Source organism: Simkaniaceae bacterium, assembly GCA_021734805.1.
Lineage (GTDB): Bacteria > Chlamydiota > Chlamydiia > Chlamydiales > JACRBE01 > Amphritriteisimkania.
The window spans coordinates 1-24944 of record JAIPIG010000012.1; the positions used below are offsets into that span (position 1 = coordinate 1).

The following is a 24944-nucleotide window of genomic DNA, read 5'->3' on the forward strand; positions in this document are numbered from 1 at the left end:
TATACATACTGTAATCGCGCTCGCTCTTAAAGGCGAAGTGTAAAGTGGTTGCTCCTAAAAAACGGAGTAGTTATAAAACTCTCCAATCAGAACCGAGGTTAAAACCTCAAAACTATAGGAGCAACCAATGAGCCATTATGTAGGATTAGACATTTCTATGAAAGAGACAGTTATTTGTATCGTCAATGATAAAGGGGTGTCCGTTCATAGGGGGAAAACAAAAACTGACCCAGAAAAAATTGCTTACCATCTCAAAAAAATTGGTTTAAAAATTGAAAAAATTGGCCTCGAAAGTGGGTCTTTGAGTCACTGGCTGGTTAATGAGCTCCGAAAACTTGAATTACCTGCAATTTGTATTGATGCTCGAAAAATGGCAGTATTTCTCTCTGTCCGAGTTAATAAAACGGATGATAATGATGCTCAAGGAATTGCAGAGGCCATGAGGTGTGGTTTGTACAAGGAAGTTTGTCAAAAATCCCAACAAGCCGTAGAAACTAGCACCCTAATGCAGTGTCGAAGAACTTTAGTTCAGCAAAGAGTGCAGTTGATCAATTCGATAAGAGGTTTTTTAAAAACATATGGTGTTCGACTTGGTTCCTGCGGAGAAAAAGAATTTTCCGAGAAGGTAAGGGCCATATTACCGGGGGCCCTGATGATTGCTCGTGAGGGAGTTGAGAGTTTGGTTAATTGTTATGAAAAACTCAGTGCAGAAATTAAGATACTAGACAAAAGAGTAGAAACCCTTGCGAAGGAAGATGAAGACGTTAAACGACTCATGACAGTTCCGGGAGTTGGTATAGTTACGGCAATGACCTTTAAGATTGAAATTGACGATCCTCATAGATTTAAAAACTCTCGAGATGTGGGAGCCTACTTTGGAATGACCCCTCGCCAATATTCTTCAGGAGAAACCAAACGACAAGGTCGCATATCGAAATGTGGTTCTTCAGAAATGAGAAGTTTGCTTATGGAAGCCGGGTTAGTTTGTTTGACTCGGAGTAAGAAATGGAGTCGAGTCAAAGCTTGGGGATTAAAAATCATGAGAAAAAACGGGGCAAAAAAAGCCTCCGTGGCAGTTGGGCGAAAGCTTGCAGTCATTATGCACCGGATGCTTTTAGAAAAAAAAGACTTTATCCACGGCGAAGAGAAGAAAGTACAGGTAAAGGCAGCCTAAGATTGGATTTAAAACAGGGGCTCTGCCCCTAACCCCGGCAAAGGACTACTCGCCCTTTGCAACCCCGGAAGGGTATTTAATTGCGAGGGAAAAGCTGAATTTAAATTAGGATATTCTCTAGAACAGAATTTGTGAAAACCCCGAAGGAAAGGGCAAAGGCGTCGAGCGGTTGGCTCTCTTAGAAGCCGTTTTATACATTGCCTTGCCCCTTGCTTCGAAAGGTATGGTGGGGCGGAGAAATACAAAGTGTTCTCCATAAAGACCCCGAAGAGAACCACGGAGTTTTTTCACAATTCGATAAAAGGAGAAAAACTTACTTGACATCAGCGCGATTAGAGAACCGCTCGTCATTCAAGAGTTGTTTTTTTTGTCGCCGGCATCCCCGCTTGGTCGATTTACCTCACCTCTGCCTATTGTCAATAGCGCATCGGTTCGGTAAAGAGCCTTCGGCCCGATCGACCATCGGTGCGCCGGCTTCTAAAAATTCCAACTCTTGAATCCCTCCCGGTATATTTCGGTATAAAATGTCTAGCGCAACAAATTGCTTTCAACCTCTTGCTGCAAAGCTCGAACAGCCATCTCAACTTGAGATGCAATCTGCGCTTGATACTGTTTATCATTCAATGATCCCCTCTCTGAAAAATAGATGGGCTTCCCAAAAATGCAAATCATTGTTTTGAACAGTTTTGGCAACTTTCTACTTCTTGGCCATACCTCAAAAGCGCCGTGGATATAAACAGGGATAACCGGAGCACCTGTCCTCCCAACTATCCAACCAAGCCCTCTTTTAAAAGGCTCAATCTGCTTTGATCTCGCCCGACGACCCTCCGGGAACATTACGACTTTCTTTCCTTGCAAGATGAGGCGTTCAATCGAAGAAAACAAAGAGATATCACTGACCCCTCCGGTAATTGGATGAGCATTTAAAAATGAAATAATGCGACCAAAAAAGAAATGCTTAAATAAGGAAGCGCGGGCTAAGAAATGTAGTGATTTAGGACAACAACACGAAATAATAGGCGGATCTAAAAAGGATGTATGATTAGAAGCAATAATCGCTGCACCATCGATAATATTCTCTTTGCCATAAACCTTGATATGATAAAAACACCTAATACAAAGATTAACAAGTCCTCGAACAGTGTAATAAGCGATTTTCCCCCATACAGTATCCTGACGCCTAGATTTCTTCACTCGATTGACGATTTGTTGTACAACTTCGCCAATTGTAAAATCCGAAGTATCGACGACAATGGCATCTTCGGGACAAATTAAGGGAGAAATCTTGCGATTAGAATCATTCGCATCGCGAATCGATTGCTCTTCTAATATTTTTTCAACTGTGATTGCCTTAACTTGATCAGGAAATTTTTCTTTGAGCTCGGCAAATCGCCGTTCAGCTCGGACGTATGATCGAGCTTTTAAAAAGAACTTACACTCAGCATGCGGAAAAACGACAGATCCTAAATCTCTCCCCTCCATTACAACATCCTGCCCTTGAGCAAACTGTCTTTGCAAAGCAACAATATGATGTCGTACACTTTCAAACTTGGCAATTTCGGATGAATACTTTGTCACATTTGCCGAACGAATATCTGAAGTAACGTCTTGATCCGATAAAAAATACTTTTTTCTAGATCCTTCTACTTTCATAGAAAAGTGAAATTGTTGAAAAATATCTTCAGGCCAATTCTTCTCATCTATGGGAAGTTTACGGTTTAGAATATAAAGGGCAAAAGCCCGATACATTGCCCCTGTATCGAGATATAAAAAACCCAACTGCTCAGCAACTAATTTTGCAGTTGTTGTTTTGCCGGTTCCCGAGGGGCCATCAATTGTGATAATCATAACTATAAAAAATCTATATTAAAAAAACCCCCTCCATAAATAGAAGTGATTTTTTGACGGTTAAGGAATATTGGCTATCACATCGTTGGCGCGTGAGAGCTCCCCACTCAAACCAGCACTAAAAATAAGTAAAGCGCCGGTATTGTAAAAATTAATGAATCAAACATATCTAAAACACCACCAATCCCCGGGATGGTATTGCTATCTTTTATCTGAGCGTCTCTTTTAAAGAGAGACTCTGATAAATCTCCCAACTGCCCCAAAACCCCTAGTAGTAAACCGAGTATTATAGACTGAAAGAGAGTTAAAGAAAACTGCATTTGAGGAAGAAATCGTCCTATTAAAAAGAAGCAAATAGATGCGATGAGCGACAAACACAAACCGCCAAGAGCACCCTCAATTGTTTTTTTAGGGCTTAAGTGCGGCGCAAGTTTGTGCTTCCCCCAGATCTTCCCAATAAAATAGCCTCCTATATCAGCTATTTTTGTCACCACGAGGAGGAAAGCCAGCCACACTCTTCCATTATCAGTTAATCCTATTGAGTGGGGATAAACGATATATAAAATTAAGCTAATTGGAATGACAATGTAGGCAATACCAAATAAACCGGCGCTAATCGAGTAGATTGCATTAGGAATTTGTTTAAAATGGCCCGTTGACAAGAAGAAAATAAATAAGGCTATGATGAGCATATTAAATGGCATCATTCGGTAGCCAATGACCGAAAGATAAGTCGACAACATCCAAAGCACAGTAAATCCGACAATTAATTTTGGATAGACTTGACACCGTTTTTTTTTGATCATTGCCATCCACTCAAAATCTGCAACTAAAATAATACCTGTCAATACAAGAGTTAAAAACAACTGGATCAGTGGTTGCGTAGAAAAATAAATAAGCACAACCGCTAATATACTAAGTAATACCGATACCCAAGTTCGATGCCTCAAATCCTTAAATGCCACTTTCTTCATTTGCTATATCCCTAGCCTTCTCTGACGATTTTGAAAATTAACAACAGCTGATATAAAATGCTCTCGATTAAAATCGGGCCATAAGACAGGAGTCGTGTAAAATTCCGAATATGAAGCTTGCCATAATAAGAAATTACTCAATCTCTCCATTCCTCCTGTACGAATAATCAATTCCGGATCACCAAATGGAGCCGTATCCAAGCATTGACTAATTAATTCCTCTGTTAATGCCTCTACCGATAACCCCTGCTCCTGAATGGCTTGACAAGCCTTAATAGTTGCCCTACGCAATTCATCACGGCTTCCATAATTAAGCGCTAACACCAAGTTCATCTGAGATCCATGCTGCGTTGCTTGCTTGATCTCCTTAATGACGAGTTGTAAATTCATTGGGAAAGGGGTTAGATCACCGATTGTTTCAAATCTAACTCCATTTTGTAACATTTTTTTTCTCATTTTTAGCAAATAAGACTCTAAAATGTACATCAAAGCATGGATTTCATAAGCGGATCGTTTCCAATTCTCAGTTGAAAATGTATATAACGTCATGGTTTCAATTCCGAGATCAGTCGCTACTTCAACAATATCACTAACAACAGAGGCGCCTTTCCAATGCCCATATCTAGATGGTCTTCCCCTCATTTTCGCCCATCTTCTATTCCCATCCATTAAAATTGCAATATGCTTTGGAACAGATTCCAAATCAACGACTTGCTCTAAATCAGAGTAGGGTGGGTAATAGCAAACTTGAGCTTCAATCACTTCTGTGACCTCTTTGCGATGCTTTGACCCACAGGGGTGCATAAAGTTTGATTTCTTTCAGGCCCAACAGATATAATTTCAAATTTTAACTCTAACAGTTTTTCTAAATAACCGACATAATCTTTAGCTTTTTCAGGTAGAGAATCCCATGTTGTCGCCATTTTTGTCGAACACTTCCAACCCGGTATTTTGATATAGATAGGCTTGGCACGTGCCAGTTCATACGTCGAAGCAGGTGGCAAATGCCATCGTTTCCCGTCAATCTCGTATTCGGTACACACATAAATTTCATCCAAACCATCTAAAATATCGAGCTTCATTAGGGCTAGGGTGGTTGCACCACTTGTATAAACGGCATGCCGAGTCAGCACAGCATCAAACCACCCAATGCGGCGTGCTCGCCCCGTCGTTGTCCCATACTCCCTTGCTTCCTTTAAAGACATAAACAGGGATTTTTCATTCTCTCCTAATTCTGTGGGGAACGGCCCCTCTCCCACGCGGGTTTGATAGGCCTTAACAACGCCCAGTATTGACCCAATGCTTGTGATAGGGACACAAGAACCTACTAACATCCCGGATGGAACTGTTCTAGAAGAAGTGACAAAGGGGTAGGTCCCATATCCCAAATCTAAAAGAGCCCCTTGAGCACCTTCAACTAAAATAGATTCATTGCGATTGGCTGCCATATAAAGCTCTTCTTCAATAAAGCTAACAAAAGGACTCAACTTTTTTCCATACTCGACATACTCACTATAGATTTTTTCTTTATCCAGTTGATGTTGAATGCCATATAGCTCAAAATCTCGATTCTTTATATCCCACACTCTATCTAAACTCTCTTTTAAATCCGCCGGTTTTAAAAGATCAATCACACGAATTCCAATCCGATCTACTTGGTCAACATAGCAGGGTCCAATCCCTCTTTTCGTTGTTCCAAGAGGGCTTTCTTTTCGAGCCTTTTCCCTTTCTTCATCCAATAACATATGATACGGCATAATCACATGGGCATAAGCGGATATTCTTAAGCGCTCATTACCAACCTCAAAATCGAGGCCCTCTATTTCCTTAAATAATTGAGGAGGATAAATCACAGCCCCTGAGCCAAGATAACACCGACAATCTGGTTGCAAAATACCGGAAGGGAGCAAATGAAAATGATACTCATTTTCTCCTACTGTTACAGTATGCCCTGCATTATGACCGCCTTGCGCGCGGACAATATGCCTAAATTGGGAAGAGAGGTAGTCAATAATCTTCCCTTTCCCCTCATCACCCCATCCAAGACCGGCTACAATTGAAGTTTGCATTCCATTTTCTCATTGAATTCGCATGCTGGCTAAATTTTAACACAAGACGTTGAAAAGACAAATCTAAAAAATTTGGATTTAGAATCGAATGCAAATAGAAAACTAGACAGATACAGTGCATTTTAGTATCCTTCTCTAAACCTGAGGTATCGATATCTCTTTACTCGTCTGTATTGCAGCAGTAATTAGAGAATATTTCAGAGGATTTGATAATGGGAGCTCTCCTATAAACGGCGTTTGAGCTTGTAGAGTCAAAAAAAAATTAGCAATAAATGGCTGAATAACTCATTAGCGTGTGAGCAACATTCAATCTTTTTTGAGTTTTAATGTTGTATATACCTAAGGAGCGGCTGAATTTGAGGCTTGGGAAGACATCCTGACTCATTAAAACTGCTTTTGTCATGGATTCACTCCCTAAAACATGAACTGATGTGCCCTAGTTATCGGCATAACAAACTGAAGATCTCGTCATAAGGTAAGGATAAAAATTACTATGGAAAAAAATAAACGTTGGCAAATTGCTCTCATCGCAGTTGTACTCCTTCTTACACTCTACAACATTCTCCCTACCCTATTTTTTTATTCAAGACCTCTGAATCAACCCATTCAAAAACAGCAGGCACTTGCTATTGCAAACGAATCAGCCCAGCGCGTTAACCAACTAGAAGTCGATGCAAAAAATTGGGTTCAATCTTTTGCTAAACTTTTAAAAGTGAAAGTCAAGTCAATCGATACCCCCTCCGATGCCCCGCAAGAAATGAAAGTCGCCTTTCATACCTCCAACGACGCTGCGATATTTAAAAAATATTTACCAAATGCAGGACAAGCGATTCCCTTCTTTCCCGCTCGACTGACCCTATCTCAACAAGACACCGACACTGACCCTAAAATTGTGACTTTGCACCGCAAAATCCCTATCCATTTTTCATCCTCTCCTGAAGGGTTTCAATTTGCAGCAATGGACACTTCAGCTGATTCTATTGATTCATTGTATAAAAAAGTAACATCAGATCGTTTATTACAGATCGCTGATGTAGTCGGTGGAATGAGCGACAATGCGCAGTTATTATCTTTGATTCTGCAAGAGAACCAATTAGCAAGATCTGATGAATTTTTAATGATCCTTTCCGGCAATGTCCTCAATTATGTGAAAACATTAGGAGAAAATTCACCTATTACTAAGCGCTTCTTTGCGAGCTTTACTCAGGGCAATTTTGTTGACAAATCTCAAGCAGTTCAATCCCTAATTGGCCGCTTAGATGCTCTAAAAGAAAAAATGAAGCTAGAAAAAGTTGCTCTACTTGACGAAGAAAAAAATCTTCAAAAGACAGGCGAATTCTTAGATGGATCCAAAAAGCAACAGCTTGAGATCCTCGAAGAAAAAGAAGCTGATCTTCTTAAAACAACAGCCGTTATTCGCAAACATGCCCGCATTTTTGCTTCCGGAATCACACCTCTTCACCCTGCAGAAGTCGAACACATGATTGATGAGGCTGCATCACAAGCGACTATGGCTTCCGAAACACCCTTGTCTGTTGGAAAATATAACCCTCTGATTGAAGCGATCGCTATTGACTGGCCTCATTCCAAGTTCAATATCTCATTCCATCCTGATGTTTTGGCCTTGAAGGAATCTCTTTCTGAAAATCCATCTAAAGCAAAAGAAAAAGAACTTGTCGATCAATTGATTTTTAATGAAATTGCCCGCATTTCTAGAGAGACAAATGAAAAACTCATCCCTAATAAAAATCAATTTCAAGTGAGCATCAATTCTCTAACTGACGCAAAAAGCATGCTCGTTCTCGATTTAAAAGAGATCGCGCAAAAAGAAACCGGAAGCATTAGAGACTTTTTGAAGAAAAATTGGAGCCCTGCATCATCTGAACTCTCAAGTAGTGCATTTCCAATCGTTAGCGAAAAGGAATACCAACAGCTTTCTGCGATCGATAAAAAGTTTTGCCTCCTAGTCACCTCTCCTTTGATGCAAAACAAAACAAGTACATTTGGGTTCAGAAATAGCTCGATCTATGTCATTGCAAAAGGGCTAGGTCAAATGTTAGAAAAATATAATAAAGAACCAAGTAGCGATGCTTCTCAAGCTTTCTTTGCTTCCTTAAACCAACTCCAAGCCAGCTTAAATCAACTTGGATTCACCGGCTATCCGGGAACTACATACCCCCTTCCGGCTGAATACGCACATGATTATATTTTTGAAGCGGAAAATTATTATCTTCCAATCCTTATGGCAACACGCGAAGAGTTTAATGTATATGGGACAAAGCGCTACGCCACACTCGAGTTCACAAATCTCAAACAGCGTATTCTAAGAACAAATACTATCGAAACGGAAGAGCAAGAAGAATTGTTGAAATGGAGAGATGAATATCAGGCATCTCAAGTTGATCCGGCAAAACTTGCCCGATTTGAAATTCCCGCACCGACAAAAAACCCTCTTTTCTCAAACCTCGCCTTAAGTGCCCGCAAGTACTTTAGAGGCGATGATCGGAAAATCCTCAACTGGGGGCTTGACCTTTCAGGGGGAAAGACCGTCCAAGTCGAACTAAGAGATCATAAGGGGCAACAAGTGACAAATGAGGCTGACATTAATCAAGGTATTAATGAGCTTTATAACCGTGTCAATAAAATGGGAGTCTCTGAGGTCTCTATCCGAAGAGAAGGCTCAAATATTACACTTGACTTCCCCGGCTCTCAAGGACTGTCGGCTAAAGACTTAATTAAAGCCTCATCGATGTCATTTCATGTGATCAATGAGAAATTCTCAATCCGCAACCCACTTCTCAGAGATGCAACAAATCGCTTCTTACTCGAAGTGTGGAATGAAGCCATTGTCACAAACAAAAAAGATGTTCAAAGTATTAATGAAATTGCTTGGAATCATCTATATGGCGATCCATCAGATGCAGAAGTAGCAAATCCTCGAAGCGAGTCTGCAAAAATCCTATATAAAAATGGGCTTAGACTCGCTAATCCCAATCGGGCAAATCGCTCCTCCTCATTTGACGATTCAACCTCAATGGTGGCTTGCTACCGCGGAGATAGCATACTCGACTGGAATCAGCAAAATAACCCTCTCCTCATTGTCTTCAACAATTATGCTTTAGAAGGAGCTGATTTAGATCATATCCACGCCGGATTTGATCCTGCAGAGGGTAACTTCCTCTCCTTTGAAGTGAACAGCAGTAGAAATTCAACGGGTAATGAACATATCAACCCCCGCAATGAGCTCTATAATTGGACAAGTATCTTTTCAAAAGAAAAAGTCATCGGAACCAGTTATGAAAAGTTTTCAAGTGGAGAAGGCTGGAGAATGGCTGTAATACTCAACGGCCAAGTCATTAGCTCACCACAGCTTGCTCAACCCCTTAAGACAAATGGTCGCATTACGGGCAGCTTCACCCAAAGGGAGATTGCAAAATTAGAAGCGGATCTCAAAGCCGGTTCATTGACATTTACCCCCTACATTCTTTCTGAGAAAAATGTCAGTCCGGAACTCGGCATCAAAGAGCGTCGCAGCGGCATCATTGCAACGGTTATTGCACTCTCACTCGTCATCGCCGTTATGGTAGTCTACTATCGTTTCGCCGGAGTGATCGCCTCTGTAGCCGTTCTACTGAATTTATTGATTATGTGGGCAACCCTGCAAAACTTACAAGCTACCATCACATTGGCTACAATTGCGGGTATTATTTTGACCATGGGGATGGCAGTTGATGCAAATGTCCTCATATTTGAGAGAATCAGAGAAGAGTTTACTCAATCAGGTCGCATCGCCCTTGCTATTCAAACCGGTTATAAAAAGGCCTTTTCAGCCATTTTAGATTCAAATATTACAACAATTATTGCTGCCCTCATCCTACTCAACTTCGATTCGGGACCTATTAAGGGATTTGCTCTATCGCTTATTATAGGAATCGTATCATCAATGTTTACTGCCCTCTTTTTTACCCGCTGTTTTTTCCGCATTTGGGTTCAAAAACCGGAGCATAAAACACTAAACATGCTGAATTGGATTAGAGGTTCTCATTTTAATTTCTTAAAATTTGGAAAACCTGCTTTTGTCGTTGTTGCTTTAATCGCTTTGATTGGCGCTTTTTCTTTGACTAAAGAAAAATCAACTATTCTTGGCATGGATTTCACCGGGGGATATGCCTTAACTCTTGAAGTGAAACCAAGCGAACAGACAAATTACCGTCAAATTGTTGAAAAAGCTTTTGAAAAACACGGATTAACTTCTCATGACTTTTCCGTTAGAGAATTAACCCCGTCAAATCAATTGCGTATCTTTTTAGCAAAAAACTTAGAAAGGCAGGGACAGCCCTTTGCAGGTCTATCTTATGATATTGATCCTAGTCAAACAGAGTTTGCGTATCAAACGAATCCTAAAATTGTTTGGATTGTCAATGCTCTTCAGGAAAGTGGCATTGCCCTAACTGAGGCATCTATTGATCAATTAGATACAAATTGGACAAGCATTAGCGGTCAAATGTCTGATAGCATGCGCAATAATGCAATCATCGGCCTAGGAATCGCACTTATTTGCATCCTACTCTATATTACCTTCAGATTTGAATTTAAGTTTGCAATGAGCGCTACAATCGCTCTTGCCATAGATGTTGTTGTTACTTTAGCCCTCATTGCTATATTGCACCTCATCGGCGTGCCTGTTCAAATTGATCTTAATACGATTGCAGCACTGATGACAATTATTGGTTATTCTCTCAACGATACAATCATTGTCTTCGATCGCATCCGTGAAGATATGAAAACTAAACGGAAAGAGTCCCTCTTTGAAATTATTAACCATTCACTTAATGTCACTCTAAGCAGAACTATTATGACATCTCTAACCACATTTGTCGTCTTGATTGCTTTGATTGTATTTGGCGGACAAACAATTTTTGGATTCTCGCTTGTGATGGCAATTGGAGTTGTTGTTGGAACACTATCGACCCTCTTTATTGCATCTCTCCTATTGCATTCGTTCCAAAAAAAAGAGTCCTCAAATAGCTCAAGAGCTATTTTAAGTATGCAATAAGGAGTTTATGGCAAGATATGATTCTTCGATATATACCCCTATTTGGATAGATCCGGTCCAAAACAAGGCTCTATGCCAAACTTTTATCGAAGAATTTCATATTCATCCGGTGACAGCTCAAGTTTTGGTTTCAAGGGGCTTTGAAACAACAAAAAAATTACATGATTTTTTGTATGCAAAGCTCCCCAACTTGTATGACCCTGATTTATTTCCCCAAATGCAGCTCGCAATTGACCGCATCTATAAGGCACATCAAGATCAAGAACACATCTTGATTTATGGCGATAATGATGTCGATGGGATCACCGGAACAACCTTACTAACCGATTTGTTTCGAGACCTTGGCATTCATGTCCATTTCTTTGTGGCAAACCGCAATAGCTTAACGTCAAGCGGTTTTTTGGACGCGCTCCAATTTGGACTTGAAAATCGATGTAAACTAATGATCACTGTCGATTGCGGAACAACCGCAATTAAGGATCTTAAGGAAATTGTCGATCAAGGCATTGATGTTATTATTACTGACCATCATGAACCCTCCGATCATTTACCCGAAGTATCAGCTATACTTAACCCTAAAATTCTCAATTGCTCCTACCCCAATAGGGAAATTACCGGAGTAGGCGTTGCCTTCAAGCTTGCCCATGGTTATTTAAAATTTTTGATCTCAAAAAAACAGATTAAATCCGACCAAATTGATTTAAAAAAATATCTCGATTTAGTTGCATTGGGAACGATCGCAGATATGGGTGGGCTATTAGATGAAAACAGAATATTTGTTCGTTACGGACTCATCCAACTCCATCGCACAAATCGCATTGGTCTTGTAAAACTCATTAAAGTCAGCGGTCTCAAGCCCTACGATATAACCATTACTGATATTGCATCTAAACTAGCCCCTCGGCTGAATAGCCTTGGTCGTATTGCTGACCCAATTAAAGGCGTTGAGCTTTTATTGACCCAAGACTCCTACCAAGCAGAAAAGCTGGCTAAAGAACTTGATCTGAAAAATTTGGAGCGTCAGCGCATTGAAAAGAAAGATTCTGAGGAAGTGGAACTGCTTATTTCTTCTTTCCCGGAAATTCTCACTCAAAAAGCCATCGTCTTATTCTCCCATAATTGGCATCCCGGCATTATCCCAATCATTGCAGCACGTCTTGCTAAACAATATAACCGACCCACAGCAATTATCACTATTGAAGAAGGTGTTGGCAAAGGATCAATCCGCACAATCCCCGAATTCCCGGTTTTGCCTATCCTAAAGAAAAGACCCGATCTTCTCTCGAATTTTGGAGGGCATGATTATGCCGCAGGCTTTATGATTAGAGAAGAAAATATCAATGCTTTTAAGAAACATTTTATCGAATCAGCCAATGAAGCTCTTAAAGAACAAGATGTCGTTCCAAAGCTATATTTAGATGCCCAAGCTAATTTTTCAGACTTAACTTTCGATTTTCTAGAGTCACTTGGCCTCTTAGAACCATTTGGAAATGAAAATCCAGCTCCTATTCTATATTGCATGACTAAACAAGTATGGCCACCAAAAATTATTGGACGTACTCATTTAAAACTGTATTTAGAACAAGGAGGACGGTTTTTAGAAGGGATTGCATTTGGATTTGCTCACCGAAAAGGAATGCTTACAAAAAAGAATCTCAAATTAAAGATCGCTTTCACTCCAACAATCAACAATTATCTCAATAAATCAAGTATTCAGTTGCAAATTCGAGATTTCAAAATTGAAAATGACCTGCCTTAACAAATAATATGAATGAAAAATTTAGAGTTTTTCATATCATCATTTGTTGAGATTACATTGCTTGAAAGCGCTGTTCAGCAGAAGCTTTCTGAGCATCTAGATAATTCTCTTTGTATGATTTCAGATCCTCAGATTGAACCACCCATGCTGCACCTCTGCGAGAAGCCTTTAAAAGACCAATGCGCGTCGCATAATAAATCTTTTGAGCCGGAACTCCGAGCATTTTTGCAACCTGATTTACAGAGAAAAACCCACGTGAATTATCATAAAGCAACTCACCATTATATGTTGATTTTGCTCTTGAATACTTCTGATTTCTGTAATTCTCGAGATCATCTAAGTGGATTGTCCAGCGAGTTGTTTCTTTTGTAGCTTTTAGCTTATTTTGCTTAATTGCCACATAGATTGCCTGACGGGTCACCCCATTAATTCGAGCCGCCTCTGTGATTGAAACCACTTTAGGATCATCCGATTCACAGATAATTGCTTCTGTGCGATAATCATCTTGTTGTATATCAGCCATTTACATTCTCCATTGTTTATGTTAAAGACAAATTAAATTCTTTAAACAGTTTGAAAAGCCAATCCTTTCAAACAAATTAACTCTTTCTTAATTATGAAAGAGTAATTTTGACATAAAAAAGAATTGAAATCAATAAAAATTAACTACATTGAGTAATTGTTTAATGATGTTTTTTAAAGAAATCCCCTCCATAAATAGAGGGGATTTCTTTGACGGCTAACGAAAATTAGGCAGAAATCTGAAGGCGCCTTTTGGGCATATGCCCATCCACGGATTCATTTTATTTTTGATTCGAAAAAGTTGATCTCTCAAATTAATTTTTACACATAAACTATTAGTAATTAACCATTTACAAAATATTAAAATTCAATAAACGCTATTGATCCCATTTTTTAATAGAACGAAACAAAGTCCTTAGTTACCATGAAATTCAGATAGATGCGGGGGCTTATGAAATATCTAACTCATTTATTATTAACGACTTTATTTTTTGTCTTTCTGCAACCAATTGAGGCTAAGGCTCCTGCATTAACCCCCCCTATTGTTAAACAAAAAATCAATGACTTTTTGCAAGCTCATATTGTCCATAAGGAACTGACCTGCGATCTCGTAAAAAAAACCATGCAAAACTACCTTTTAGAACTCGACCCCTCTAAAACCTATTTTATTGAGGCTGAAATTCAAAATTGGATTGAACCGGATGATACCTTAGGCCTAGTCGTTAAAAATCACATCGATAAAAATGATTTTTCTCATTTCAAAGAGATTTATGAAACTTTGATTGTAGCTATAGAACGTCGCAGTGTGATTGAATCGAAAATCAGTTCGATGGAACTTCCCAAAGATGTTAAAATTTCTGAATTTTCCGATTTGTTATGGGCCAAAACCGAAGAAGAATTAACAAACCGAATCTTGCGCATTAGGGGATTACAAGCAGAAGCTGCAGAACGCATCAACCATGAGAGCAAAGACTTATTAATCAAACGATTAGAAAAAAACCGATTAACGAGCGAAGCGGAGCTCCTAGGAATAAATGCGTCTGAAAGAGAGAAAACCGTGCTTTCATTTGTGCTGAAATCAATTGCATCAGCTCTAGATTCTCATACGGCATATTTTACTCCTTCAGAAGCTAACCAATTTATTATCCAAGTTCAACAAAAACTTTATGGAATCGGAGCAGGATTGCGAGACGACCTCAATGGACTGACAGTTGTAAGCTTAGTCGAAGGTGGTCCTGCAGATCTTTCTAAACTTTTGAAAGTCGGAGATCGAGTCATTGCAGTCAATGGCAATCCTATCATTGGTCTGAATATTAGTGATGCAGTTGAATTGATCCGCGGACCTGAAGGAACTTTGGTCACTTTAACAGTGATGAGAGACTATGAAATCGAAGAAGAGGAAACAACAACAAAAAAAATCGATATTGATATCTTACGGCAAGAAGTTGTTCTCAGTGAATCCCGTTATAAAACCCAAATCGAACCTTTTGGGAATGGCGTTATCGCAAATATTCACCTTTTTTCATTTTATCAGGATGCTACAACGTCTTCAGCAGCAGATCTTAAAAAGCAAATTGAAGACATTAGAAAACAACACAACTTGCTTGGAATTATCTTAGATCTTCGAAGTAACGGAGGGGGTCTACTCACTCAAGCTGTAGATGTGGCAGGACTATTTATTAACAGAGGCATTGTGGCATCTATTAAAGACTCTGTCGGGAATGTTCAACATTTACGCAATTTTGAAAATAAAAAAACATGGGATGGCCCCTTACTTATTTTAACAAATAGAGCAAGCGCTTCTGCTGCCGAAATCGTCGCCCAATCTCTACAAGATTATGGACGTGCCTTAGTTATCGGTGATGATTTCACCTACGGGAAAGGAACTTATCAAACATTTACTCTCGAAGCGAATCATTCGGGAAAAATCAATCCCGAAGGGGAATTTAAAGTGACAAGGGGCATGTATTTTACCGTTTCCGGCAGAAGCCCCCAGTTCACCGGTTTAAAAACCAATATAGAAATTCCCGGGCCCTTCTCTCAAATTGATTTTGGAGAGCGATTCACAAAAAATGCGATTCAAAATGATTCCATTCCGGCGAATTTTCATGACGATCTATCCGATATCCACCCCATCCATCGCTACAGAATGAAGTCAATCTATGCAAAGGATCTGGAACAACAAAATGATTCCCTTCTCCATTTTATCCCTAAGTTACAAGAGAATGTCGAACATCGGATCTCACTTAATCCCAATTATGTTGCTTTTCTAGAAGACATGAAAAAAGATTCTGATGATCTCCCTAGGGATTCGACAAAAAAATATGGTAAAAATGATTTGCAGTTGGAAGAGAGCTTTAATGTAATGAAAGATTTAATTTTACTTCTCAATGCACAAAACTTTTCACAATCGACCCCATCTCAGCCAAAAAAAGCCGCTTAATATACGGTTATAGAGCAGCTGCAGCTTTGCCATATCAATCTCCCCTCATCGGATATAGGACTTTGGCCATGCCCTCCTCCCCAACTTTGTGAGAAATGAGGGCTAGCCCTCATTTTTGCGTAAGGTGAGTTACTGACAAAAATCCCTAAATTGGGTATCTTTATACTCTCTTCGATATAAAGGTAATATCAATCTCATGAATGTACGCGTTAGAATTGCCCCTTCCCCAACCGGAGACCCCCACGTTGGAACTGCCTATATGGCTATCTTTAATATGATTTTTGCTCGACATTATGAGGGCAAATTTATTCTCCGCATAGAAGACACTGACCAAACACGCTCGAGAAAAGAATATGAAGAAACGGTCTTCCGTGCTCTAAAATGGAGTGGGATTGAATGGGATGAAGGACCTGACATTGGTGGCCCTTATGGTCCTTACCGCCAATCAGAAAGAACAGAAATCTATCGGGAATATGTTCAGAAACTTCTCGATGCAGGTCATGCCTATAAATGTTTTGCAACACCGGAAGAACTCAAAGAAATGAGAGAAGTGAATGCAAAGTTAGGGAAAAAAATAGGCTATGATCGCCGCTACCGGAATTTGAGTGAGGCTGAAATTAAAGAAAGAGAAGATGCCAAACAATCTTATGTGATCCGCCTAAAAATGCCCCTATCCGGCGATTGCATATACGAAGATGCCATTAAAGGCCGTATTGCTTCCCCTTGGGCTGATGTCGATGATCAAGTATTATTAAAATCTGATGGGTTTCCCACCTACCACTTAGCTAATGTCGTTGATGACCACCTCATGAAAATCACTCATGTCATTCGTGGCGATGAGTGGATGAGCTCAACCCCTAAACACATTTACCTCTATCAGGCATTTGGATGGGAACCCCCTATTTTTATGCATATGCCCCTGCTACTCGGTGAAGATGGGCGCAAATTATCAAAAAGAAAAAATCCGACCTCTATTGAATACTATAAAGACACGGGATATCTTCCGGAGGCCTTTATTAATTTTTTAACTTTAATGGGTTATAGCATGCCAAATGACCAAGAGATTTACTCTCTTGATCAAGTCATTCGAGATTTCAATCCAAGCCGTATTGGAGTGTCAGGTGCCTTTTTTGATGTGCGCAAATTAGACTGGATTAATCAGCAATATATCATAAACTCATTATCGGAAGCAGATTTGCTTCAACAATTAAAAAATTGGTATTTCAATGATGCCTTTTTTGAAAAGCTGATGAAATTATGCCATACGCGCATCAAACGACTTTCCGATTTTATGGAACTTTGTCAATTTTTCTTTATAGACACGCCTATTTACTCTGAAGAACTGCTCTGTCCTAAAGGCCTTACTCAGGAACAAGCTGCTTTTATTATACAGACTACCATTTGGGAGTTAGATCGACGAGAAGACTGGTCTCATTCCGGTATGCAACAGACCTCATTTGACATTGCAGAAATGTTTAAGGTGAATCATAAAAAAGTCGTAATGAAAATCCTATATGCAGTCATTACGGGGAAGCACCAAGGCCCACCCTTATTTGACTCCTTTGAAATTTTAGGAAAATCAAGAGCTCGAGCAAGATTGCTTAATGCAATTCACTTTTTAGGCGGGCTTTCAAAAAATAAACTAGCTTACTTGTCAGAAAAATATACAGCAGCAACATGTCATGAACTCATGACAAAAGAATAAATCCAAAAAACAGGCTCTTAAATTACTTCCTTTCTGATAGGGGCTGTATGGAAGATTTTTTTTCTATAATAGGCCGATCATTTTTTGAAATGGCATAGCTATTAATTTGATAGCCTGATGAACCGCACCCGACTAAAAAAAGTAATGCACCAATGGATAAAAATAGAAACCCCTTCATATTTCCCTCATACTTTCTCTCTTTTTAACATATTTATAGCGAAAAAAAAAGCTAAAACATAACTTTTTAAACATCATAAAACCACTCATATTCAATGCCTTAGAATAGGTTTGCTTGCAGGTTTTAAACAAAAGAAAAAGGGCTATCTATTCTTTCTATTATCAATCCGATATACTCATATCCCTAAAAATGTTAATCAATTCAAAAAATGGAAAGTGATAGACACAACCCCTTTATTTCTAAGCTATTAGAAAGAAAACTTCTCAATTTAGAGGGTTCTTCTAAAAAAACTTATCATATTTCACTTGCTTGCCACCCTGAATTGACTTTTCAGCCGGGAGATTCCATCGCAGTTTTCCCCCATTATAAAAAAGAGCAAATCACCCCACTGCTTGATTTATTGAATACAAATGGTCTGTTTTCCTATAGAGGAGAAATCCACCCACTGAGCTTCATCCTCGCTCAAAAGGCTAATATCGATAGCTTTACAAATAAACTCTTAAGAGCGATTGCAACTCACGATATCTCCCATAGGGCGCTCATCGAAACACTTTTAAATGATAAAGACCAATCGAAAGCCTTCATCCAAGAACATACTGTTGAATCGGCCTTAAACCTCTTTGAACCTAAGTTCATTGATGTGCAAATGATTGTTGATTCTCTGAGCCCTATCCTCCCTAGAATGTACTCTATTGCATCCTCTAAACATCAATATCCCAATGAAATTCACTTGACTGTTGCTACTTTTTCTTTTGTCAAACAAGGGAAACTTTATGCCGGATTAGGTTCTAATTTTCTCTGCCATGCAGCATCCATTGATCAGACCCCTATCCCTTTTTATATCCATCATGCAGAACACTTTAGACTTCCTAAAGATCCTCATATTCCTATTATTATGATTGGTCCCGGCACCGGAATTGCTCCCTATAGAGCCTTCTTGCAAGAACGCTCTCATTTTCGATCAACCGGTAATCATTGGCTTTTTTTTGGAGATCGCAATCGACAAAGTGATTTTTATTACGAAGATTTTTTTACTGATTTCAAAAAAACCCACCTTTTAAAACTCAGCTTAGCTTTCTCACGAGATCAACCGCAAAAAATTTATGTGCAAGATCGCATGCTTGAAGAAGCGCGAGAATTGTGGCAATGGATTCAAAATGGAGCTCATATCTATATTTGTGGTGATGCTCATAGAATGGCTAAAGACGTGCAAGAAACGCTCAAACAGATTGCTCAAATTGAAGGTGGTTTGAGTGAAGAAAGTGCATTAGATTATCTCAAACAACTCCGAAAATCAAAGCAGTTATTGTTAGATATCTACTAACCCGGACTTTGCTCAACCGTCACAATTGCCAAACATTGAATCCCCTCACCGCGTGCAAAATCGGTCAACTGATCCCCTGAAGTCACAGTCATTCCCACATCACTCACATTTAAACCCATCAGGTTTGCGACATTAGAGCGGATGGCATCGAGGTGCTTTTGCAGTCTCGGTTGTTTTGCTTCAAGCGCTAATGATACATGAGAGATCTTTTGCGATCCAAGTGTCTTTAGTGCTTCTTGGAGATAAACGCGACTATCGGTCACCCCTTGTTCTTTACACAATTTAGGGGCAATTTCTCCCAGAATATACACATGGGTAATCGAAGAAATCGCATTACAAATGCTATGTAAAACAACATCCCCATCAGAATCTGCATCGAGTCCGTTGACTTCTTCAAAGACAAGGCCGCCAATGACGCATTTCTTATGACTTTTTTCTTTTAAAAACCGGTGCGAATCCTGCCCTAAACCAGTTCGAAACATCTCATTATCCAAATATGTATATTATTTTTCGCATTTAGTATAATCTCGATTTTGCAATTCTACCTTTTCAAAAGCAAAAGATCAAATTGAAAAAACTACACATTGCAAATGTTAACTTTGAATTCCTCATCGATCGGCCGCAACAAGTTAATTTAGCCTCTTCTTTCTATTTACATCCCAATTTTTTGCAACTCCAATTCCTCCCACCACTCTATACACAAGAGCCTTATCTAACGACGACCAAAATGGGGATAAATAATTTTACCTTTGATAATCCACCTGAAGGAGATTTTGAAGTTGAATCCTGGGGATATAGCCCACTCATTGCTGAATGGGCTCATCAGAAAGGCTATGTCTATCATATGCCATCCTATGACCTTGTCAAACTAGCTTCTTCAAAAAAATTTTCTTTTTTGAATTCACCTCAATTGCCGGGATCCAAATTAATTTCATCTACTGATGATCTCGATTTTGATCAGTATCCGGTGGTGTTAAAGAGCGAATATGGATTTGCCGGTCGCGGGCTAAAGATCTACCATGCACCCCCTGACCCGAAGGATCCCTTTATTCAACGCGAACTTACAATGGGGCGATGCCTTATTGCCGAACCATGGGTGCAAACTCACCTTAACTTTAGTACTCAATATTATCTCTCACCAACCTCCATTGAAAAATTAACATCATGCATTATTGAAAATGATGCTAAAGGAGCTTACTTATCAACATATACCGGTGTCGATCATCTTCTAAGACAATATACGGAGCACTATATTGAAGCGGAAAAACTACTAAAAAAATTGCAAACTATGGGATATTTTGGGCATGTTGGCGTCGATGCATTCATTTGGGATAAAGGACTTCACCCGATTGTTGAAATCAATCCAAGAAAAACAATGAGCTATGTTGCATTTCGTCATGCACAAGAAAAACAAATGCAATTCAAGTGGCAACAGATTAAAAATTGTGCTACAAATCTATTACCGTCTCAACTAAATTGTAAAAATAAAACACACTTTTTTTCGTTAGGATTAGATGCAAGAAAAACAAATGTCCCATTTCAAAATTAAAGGTGGACACACACTCAATGGCAAAGTTCAGATTGCCGGTGCAAAAAATGTTGTGACTAAACTACTCGTCGCCTCTCTAATCTCTGAAAAACCCTGCATATTAACAAATGTTCCTAATATCACCGAAGTAGAAATGACACTAGAGCTATGTCAAGAAATTGGCATGCAAGTGAATTGGGATAAAGAATCCCGCGTTTTAGAAGTCGTCACACCCTATCTCAATTCTACTTATGTATCACAACGCTTCTCCGGGGGGAATCGCATTCCTATTCTTCTTCTTGGAGCCCTCTTAGGGCGAACAGACGAAGATATTGTCATTCCAACTGTTGGTGGCTGTAACATTGGACAACGCCCCGTTGATTTCCATATTCAAGCCTTAGAACATCTTGGAGCGACAATTGAATACCGCTCAATGAAAAAAGATGGTGCCTATTTCGCTCATGCACACCAGGGCCTAAAAGGAGCGTTCATTGAACTTCCCTACCCATCAGTTGGGGCAACTGAAAATGCTATGCTTGCAGCCGTTCGAGCAAAGGGAACAACCATTATTAAAAATGCTGCTATTGAACCGGAAATCTTTGATATTGTTCTTTTTTTGCAAAAAATGGGAGCCTCCATTCATATCGATGTTAATCGAACAATTATTATCCAAGGGACAACGCAGTTTCATGAAATTACACACACAGTGATGCCCGATAAAATTGAAGCTGCTTCCTATGCAACTGCTGCGATAGCGACAAAAGGTAAAATCTTTATTGAAGGGGCAGTTCAGGCGCATCTTCTCACTTTTTTAAATTATTTACGGCAAATTGGCGGGGGATTCAAAGTCTATGAAAATGGAATTGAATTTTTTTATGACCGCCCCCTCAGAGGTGGAATCCATATAGAAACAGATGTCCATCCCGGTTTTATTACGGATTGGCAACAACCCTTTGTCGTCCTTCTAACGCAAGCTGAAGGAAGTTGCGTCGTCCATGAAACAGTCTATGAAAACCGATTTGGCTATGCTGAGACTCTAAAGGAAATGGGTGCCCATATTTCTCTTTTTCGCTCTTGCTTAGGATCAAAACCCTGTCGATTTAATTCAAAAAATTTTGCCCATAGTCTAGTTGTTCATGGACCGACCCCTCTTATTGGACAAGAAATCAATATTCCGGATTTAAGAGCAGGATTTTCATATGTTCTAGCAGCCTTAATTGCCGAGGGGAGCTCATATATCAATAATATCCATTTCGTTGATCGAGGATATGAAGCAATCGATAAAAAACTCAGTGCTCTCGGAGCTGAAATCGAAAGAATTGAGGCACCCGCCCCCATTCCTCTTGAACGTGGGCTAAGCTGCAATCTCGTTTCTTCAGGGACGAGCTCACGCATCCAACCGGTGATAGCCAATATCCCTTGACCGTCTATAAATCTATCCTATTCATGGATGAGATTTGTTAAAAAGTTGCAAAGTCGAGAAGATCCGGGTTATAATGGTTCCCCTATAGAACAATGAATAGGTCCCCATTGAACTGGAAAGCCATACAGCGCACTAATATTACAAAAGTATCTGAGCTTATCGACTTTTTGCAACTCGATCCTCTCAATGCCGCCCGCATTTTAAAACGCCCTTCATTTCCACTAAATGTACCTAAACGCCTAGCCAATAAAATGCAAAAAAATTGTTTAACGGACCCGCTGTTTTTGCAATTCGTAGCTCTAGATTTGGAAGAGCAAAACTCTCTAGGCTTCACAAAAGATCCGATTGAAGAATCTTCATTTCAGATTACCCCTCGGTTACTCAAAAAATATGCGGGTCGAGCTCTACTTGTTACAACAGCTTGTGCTCTACACTGCCGCTATTGTTTCAGGCGCCATTTCCCTTATCAAAAATCAACGTCTCTCTTTACCGAAGAAATCAATTATATTAGACAAGATCAGAGTCTGATTGAGGTCATTCTAAGTGGTGGAGATCCTCTTAGCATGAATGATGATAAATTGAACGAGCTATTGCAATCACTTGACTCTATCGATCATCTCCACCTCATCCGCATTCACACTCGTTTCCCTATTGGAATTCCGGAACGCATCACACCTTCAATTGTATCAACCCTTAAAAATTTGCGTAAGAAATGTGTGATTGTCTTTCATATTAACCATCCAAGCGAAATTGATGAAGATGTCAAGCGCGCTATACATTTGCTTAAACCCCTTCAACTCCTAAATCAAAGCGTATTATTAAAAGGAGTGAATGATTCACATGAAACTTTAAAAGCGCTTTCTTTAAAACTGATTTCTTGCGGAGTTATGCCCTATTACCTCCACCAATTAGATCAGATTCAGGGAGGCGAGCATTTTGAAGTCCCTAAAGAAGAAGGAACGATGCTCATCGAATCTTTAAGAGAAGCATTACCGGGATATTTAGTCCCGAAATATGTCCAAGAAATCCCGCATCATACGAGCAAAACCCCTATTTATACCGAAGTGTGCCGAGAGTGATTAAAGGGAGCTCCAAGCAGCCCAACTATTAACTCACATTCTCTGCATTGTTTTAAGGCCGAGAATATGAAACCCCTTTTCTAAAATACGCGCCGTTAATTCACATAACAATAAACGCGAGTTTTCAAACTCTGTCCCCTGAACATGACAATCCCTAAAAAACGCATTGAATTTTTCAGCGAGTTGATAGAGATAATCAGTGAGTCGATGAGGCACTAGTTCATCTGAGACAATATCGAGTGTTTCTTGAAACTGCCGCAAGTGAAGACCTAAAGCAACCTCTGAAGGATGAAGTAGTTGAATTGACCCGGAACCCATCAGCTGATCTATTGATTGGTTCACTTTACGCTTAATACTTTGAATTCGAACATAAGCATATAGCAAGAATGCGGCTGTATTCCCCTCAAATCGTAGCATGCGATCATAACTAAATACATAATCTTTCACTCGATGACATGAAAGATCGGCATACTTAATTGCGTTAATGCCAAGAATTTCAGCAGAATGATCAATTTCAACTTGGTCAGCATCCTGCAGCCTTTCTTTCATAATATCTCGAGCTCGATAGATTGCTTCTCTAAGAAGATCGATCAATTTAACCGTTTCACCTGATCGCGTCTTAAATTTTTTTCCATCTTCACCCAAAACGACTCCAAAATCGACATGGTCAATTCTCACTTTTTTGGGATCAAAATATTTTGCCAGCTTAGCAGCTGAAAAGACCATTTGAAAATGCAATTTTTGACCCATATCAACGACATAGATAATACGATCCGCCTTTTCAACTTGAGAGCGATGTTTAAGAGCCGCTAAATCAGTTGTTGAATAATTAAATCCTCCATCCGCTTTGCGAATAATCATTGGAAGGGGCGTTTTATCTTTAGCCTCAAACCCGTCCATAAAAACACATTGGGCTTTTTCAGATTCTTCACTCAGTCCTAATTGGGAAAAATCGTGAACAATCTCCTCTAACATAGGATTATAAAACGATTCCCCTCTCTCCTCGATTTTTACATCGAGTAATTGATAAATCTCAGCAAATCCTACCCTTGAAATTTGACAAATGCTCTTCCACGCCTCTAGAGCTTTTGTTTCACCCTTTTGTAAATCGACAACTTGCAGCTGAGCTCTTTTTTTAAATGACTCATCTTCATCAAACTTCTTCTTTGCCGCCCTGTACCATTGCATTAGATCAGAAAGTGAGACATCTCGGCCTCCTTGAATTGCCTCAGGACACTCTTCCTTAAGATAAGCGATAAGCATCCCAAACTGAGTCCCCCAATCTCCAATATGATTCAAACGAAGCACGTCGTATCCTAAAAACTCGAACAATCTTGCTAGCGTCTCTCCAATAATTGTCGATCTCAAATGACCAACATGCAATTCCTTAGCAATATTAGGTGATGAGAATTCGACAATTATTTTCTTCTTTTTCTCCGGCCTTGCAATCCCTAAAAAAGGGCTTTTTAACATCTCACCCAATGCATAAGCTAGCTTGTTAGGCTTCAAGCGAATATTGATAAAACCGGGGCCGGCAATTTCAAGACTATCTATTATTCCATCTTCTCCATCCAGGATAGGAAAAATCTCTACAATTTTCTGAGCAACCTCTCGCGGATTCAGCCTATAAACTTTTGCAAGCTTTAAGGCACTATTGCACTGATAATGCCCAAATTGAGCCTGCGTGCTTTGCGTAATATCAGCCGGCAAATAGCTCTTGGTTTCCGGAAATTCATGACTGAATGCCCCTTCAATCGCTTGTGAGGCTAAATCAGTTAAATGTTGCTGTAGAGTTTTCATAATAGTCAAACAGTTGAATTACAATTGAACTGAGTGTAAAGAATCCATCAGTAAAGAGCAAA

General features: G+C 39.5%; 16 protein-coding genes. 9 read left to right on the top strand and 7 right to left on the bottom strand.

From position 1 onward, the window contains the following. The first annotated feature begins 127 nt into the window (after positions 1–127). The gene (locus K9M07_03415) at positions 128–1174 is read left to right on the top strand and encodes an IS110 family transposase (GenBank protein ID MCF7852273.1); all 1047 of its coding nucleotides are present in this window, start codon (positions 128–130) and stop codon (positions 1172–1174) included. A 528-nt stretch (positions 1175–1702) separates the two neighbouring features. Here K9M07_03415 and cmk read toward each other — a convergent pair. The 4 genes from cmk to K9M07_03435 all read right to left on the bottom strand — a co-directional run bounded on the left by cmk (position 1703) and on the right by K9M07_03435 (position 6065). Then, entirely contained in the window at positions 1703–3022 is a 1320-nt protein-coding gene (gene cmk, locus K9M07_03420; GenBank protein ID MCF7852274.1) for a (d)CMP kinase, read from the bottom strand. Between the two features lie 107 nt (positions 3023–3129). Continuing rightward, complete coding sequence (locus tag K9M07_03425; GenBank protein ID MCF7852275.1) at positions 3130–3996, bottom strand: phosphatidate cytidylyltransferase; 867 nt, start codon at positions 3994–3996, stop codon at positions 3130–3132. Between the two features lie 3 nt (positions 3997–3999). Beyond that, on the bottom strand, positions 4000–4800 hold the full coding sequence (gene uppS, locus K9M07_03430) for a di-trans,poly-cis-decaprenylcistransferase (protein ID MCF7852276.1): 801 nt from the start codon (positions 4798–4800) through the stop codon (positions 4000–4002). Continuing rightward, positions 4755–6065 (bottom strand): adenylosuccinate synthase, encoded by a 1311-nt coding sequence (locus K9M07_03435; protein MCF7852277.1) that lies wholly within the window; start codon positions 6063–6065, stop codon positions 4755–4757. Before K9M07_03435 ends, uppS begins: the two co-directional genes overlap by 46 nt. Positions 6066–6558: 493 nt before the next feature. On the opposite strand from K9M07_03435, the gene secD reads away from it, so the two are divergent. Beyond that, a complete protein-coding gene (secD, locus tag K9M07_03440) occupies positions 6559–11121 on the top strand; it encodes a protein translocase subunit SecD (GenBank protein ID MCF7852278.1) in 4563 nt (1520 codons plus the stop codon). Between the two features lie 7 nt (positions 11122–11128). After that, entirely contained in the window at positions 11129–12880 is a 1752-nt protein-coding gene (gene recJ, locus K9M07_03445) for a single-stranded-DNA-specific exonuclease RecJ (protein MCF7852279.1), read from the top strand. A 52-nt stretch (positions 12881–12932) separates the two neighbouring features. On the opposite strand, the gene K9M07_03450 is transcribed toward recJ, so the two are convergent. Next, positions 12933–13403: a helix-turn-helix domain-containing protein gene (locus K9M07_03450; GenBank protein ID MCF7852280.1), complete on the bottom strand. Its 471-nt coding sequence runs from the start codon at positions 13401–13403 to the stop codon at positions 12933–12935. 450 nt (positions 13404–13853) lie between these two features. Between K9M07_03450 and K9M07_03455 the strand changes: the two genes are divergently transcribed. From K9M07_03455 to K9M07_03465, 3 genes are all read left to right on the top strand, one after another. Further along, positions 13854–15845, top strand: a complete 1992-nt coding sequence (locus K9M07_03455; protein MCF7852281.1) for a PDZ domain-containing protein — start codon at positions 13854–13856, stop codon at positions 15843–15845. A 196-nt stretch (positions 15846–16041) separates the two neighbouring features. Continuing rightward, positions 16042–17550 carry a glutamate--tRNA ligase gene (gene gltX, locus K9M07_03460; GenBank protein ID MCF7852282.1) on the top strand — a complete coding sequence of 503 codons (1509 nt, stop codon included), beginning with the start codon at positions 16042–16044 and terminating at the stop codon, positions 17548–17550. Between the two features lie 386 nt (positions 17551–17936). Continuing rightward, positions 17937–19052 carry a sulfite reductase gene (locus K9M07_03465; GenBank protein MCF7852283.1) on the top strand — a complete coding sequence of 372 codons (1116 nt, stop codon included), beginning with the start codon at positions 17937–17939 and terminating at the stop codon, positions 19050–19052. Here the strand turns inward: K9M07_03465 and ispF are convergent. Then, positions 19049–19534 (bottom strand): 2-C-methyl-D-erythritol 2,4-cyclodiphosphate synthase, encoded by a 486-nt coding sequence (ispF, locus tag K9M07_03470; protein ID MCF7852284.1) that lies wholly within the window; start codon positions 19532–19534, stop codon positions 19049–19051. The two genes, K9M07_03465 and ispF, sit on opposite strands and share 4 nt — an antisense overlap. An 86-nt stretch (positions 19535–19620) precedes the next feature. Here ispF and K9M07_03475 point away from each other — a divergent pair, with 86 nt between their 5' ends. The 3 genes from K9M07_03475 (at position 19621) to K9M07_03485 (ending at position 23082) form a co-directional block, all read left to right on the top strand. Then, entirely contained in the window at positions 19621–20601 is a 981-nt protein-coding gene (locus K9M07_03475) for an ATP-grasp domain-containing protein (GenBank protein ID MCF7852285.1), read from the top strand. Further along, on the top strand, positions 20582–22003 hold the full coding sequence (gene murA, locus K9M07_03480) for a UDP-N-acetylglucosamine 1-carboxyvinyltransferase (protein MCF7852286.1): 1422 nt from the start codon (positions 20582–20584) through the stop codon (positions 22001–22003). The genes K9M07_03475 and murA overlap by 20 nt, the downstream gene beginning before the upstream one ends. Positions 22004–22095: 92 nt before the next feature. Further along, positions 22096–23082: a KamA family radical SAM protein gene (locus tag K9M07_03485; GenBank protein MCF7852287.1), complete on the top strand. Its 987-nt coding sequence runs from the start codon at positions 22096–22098 to the stop codon at positions 23080–23082. Between the two features lie 33 nt (positions 23083–23115). Here the strand turns inward: K9M07_03485 and argS are convergent, their stop codons facing one another. Beyond that, positions 23116–24882 carry an arginine--tRNA ligase gene (gene argS, locus K9M07_03490; GenBank protein MCF7852288.1) on the bottom strand — a complete coding sequence of 589 codons (1767 nt, stop codon included), beginning with the start codon at positions 24880–24882 and terminating at the stop codon, positions 23116–23118. Positions 24883–24944 lie beyond the last annotated feature (62 nt).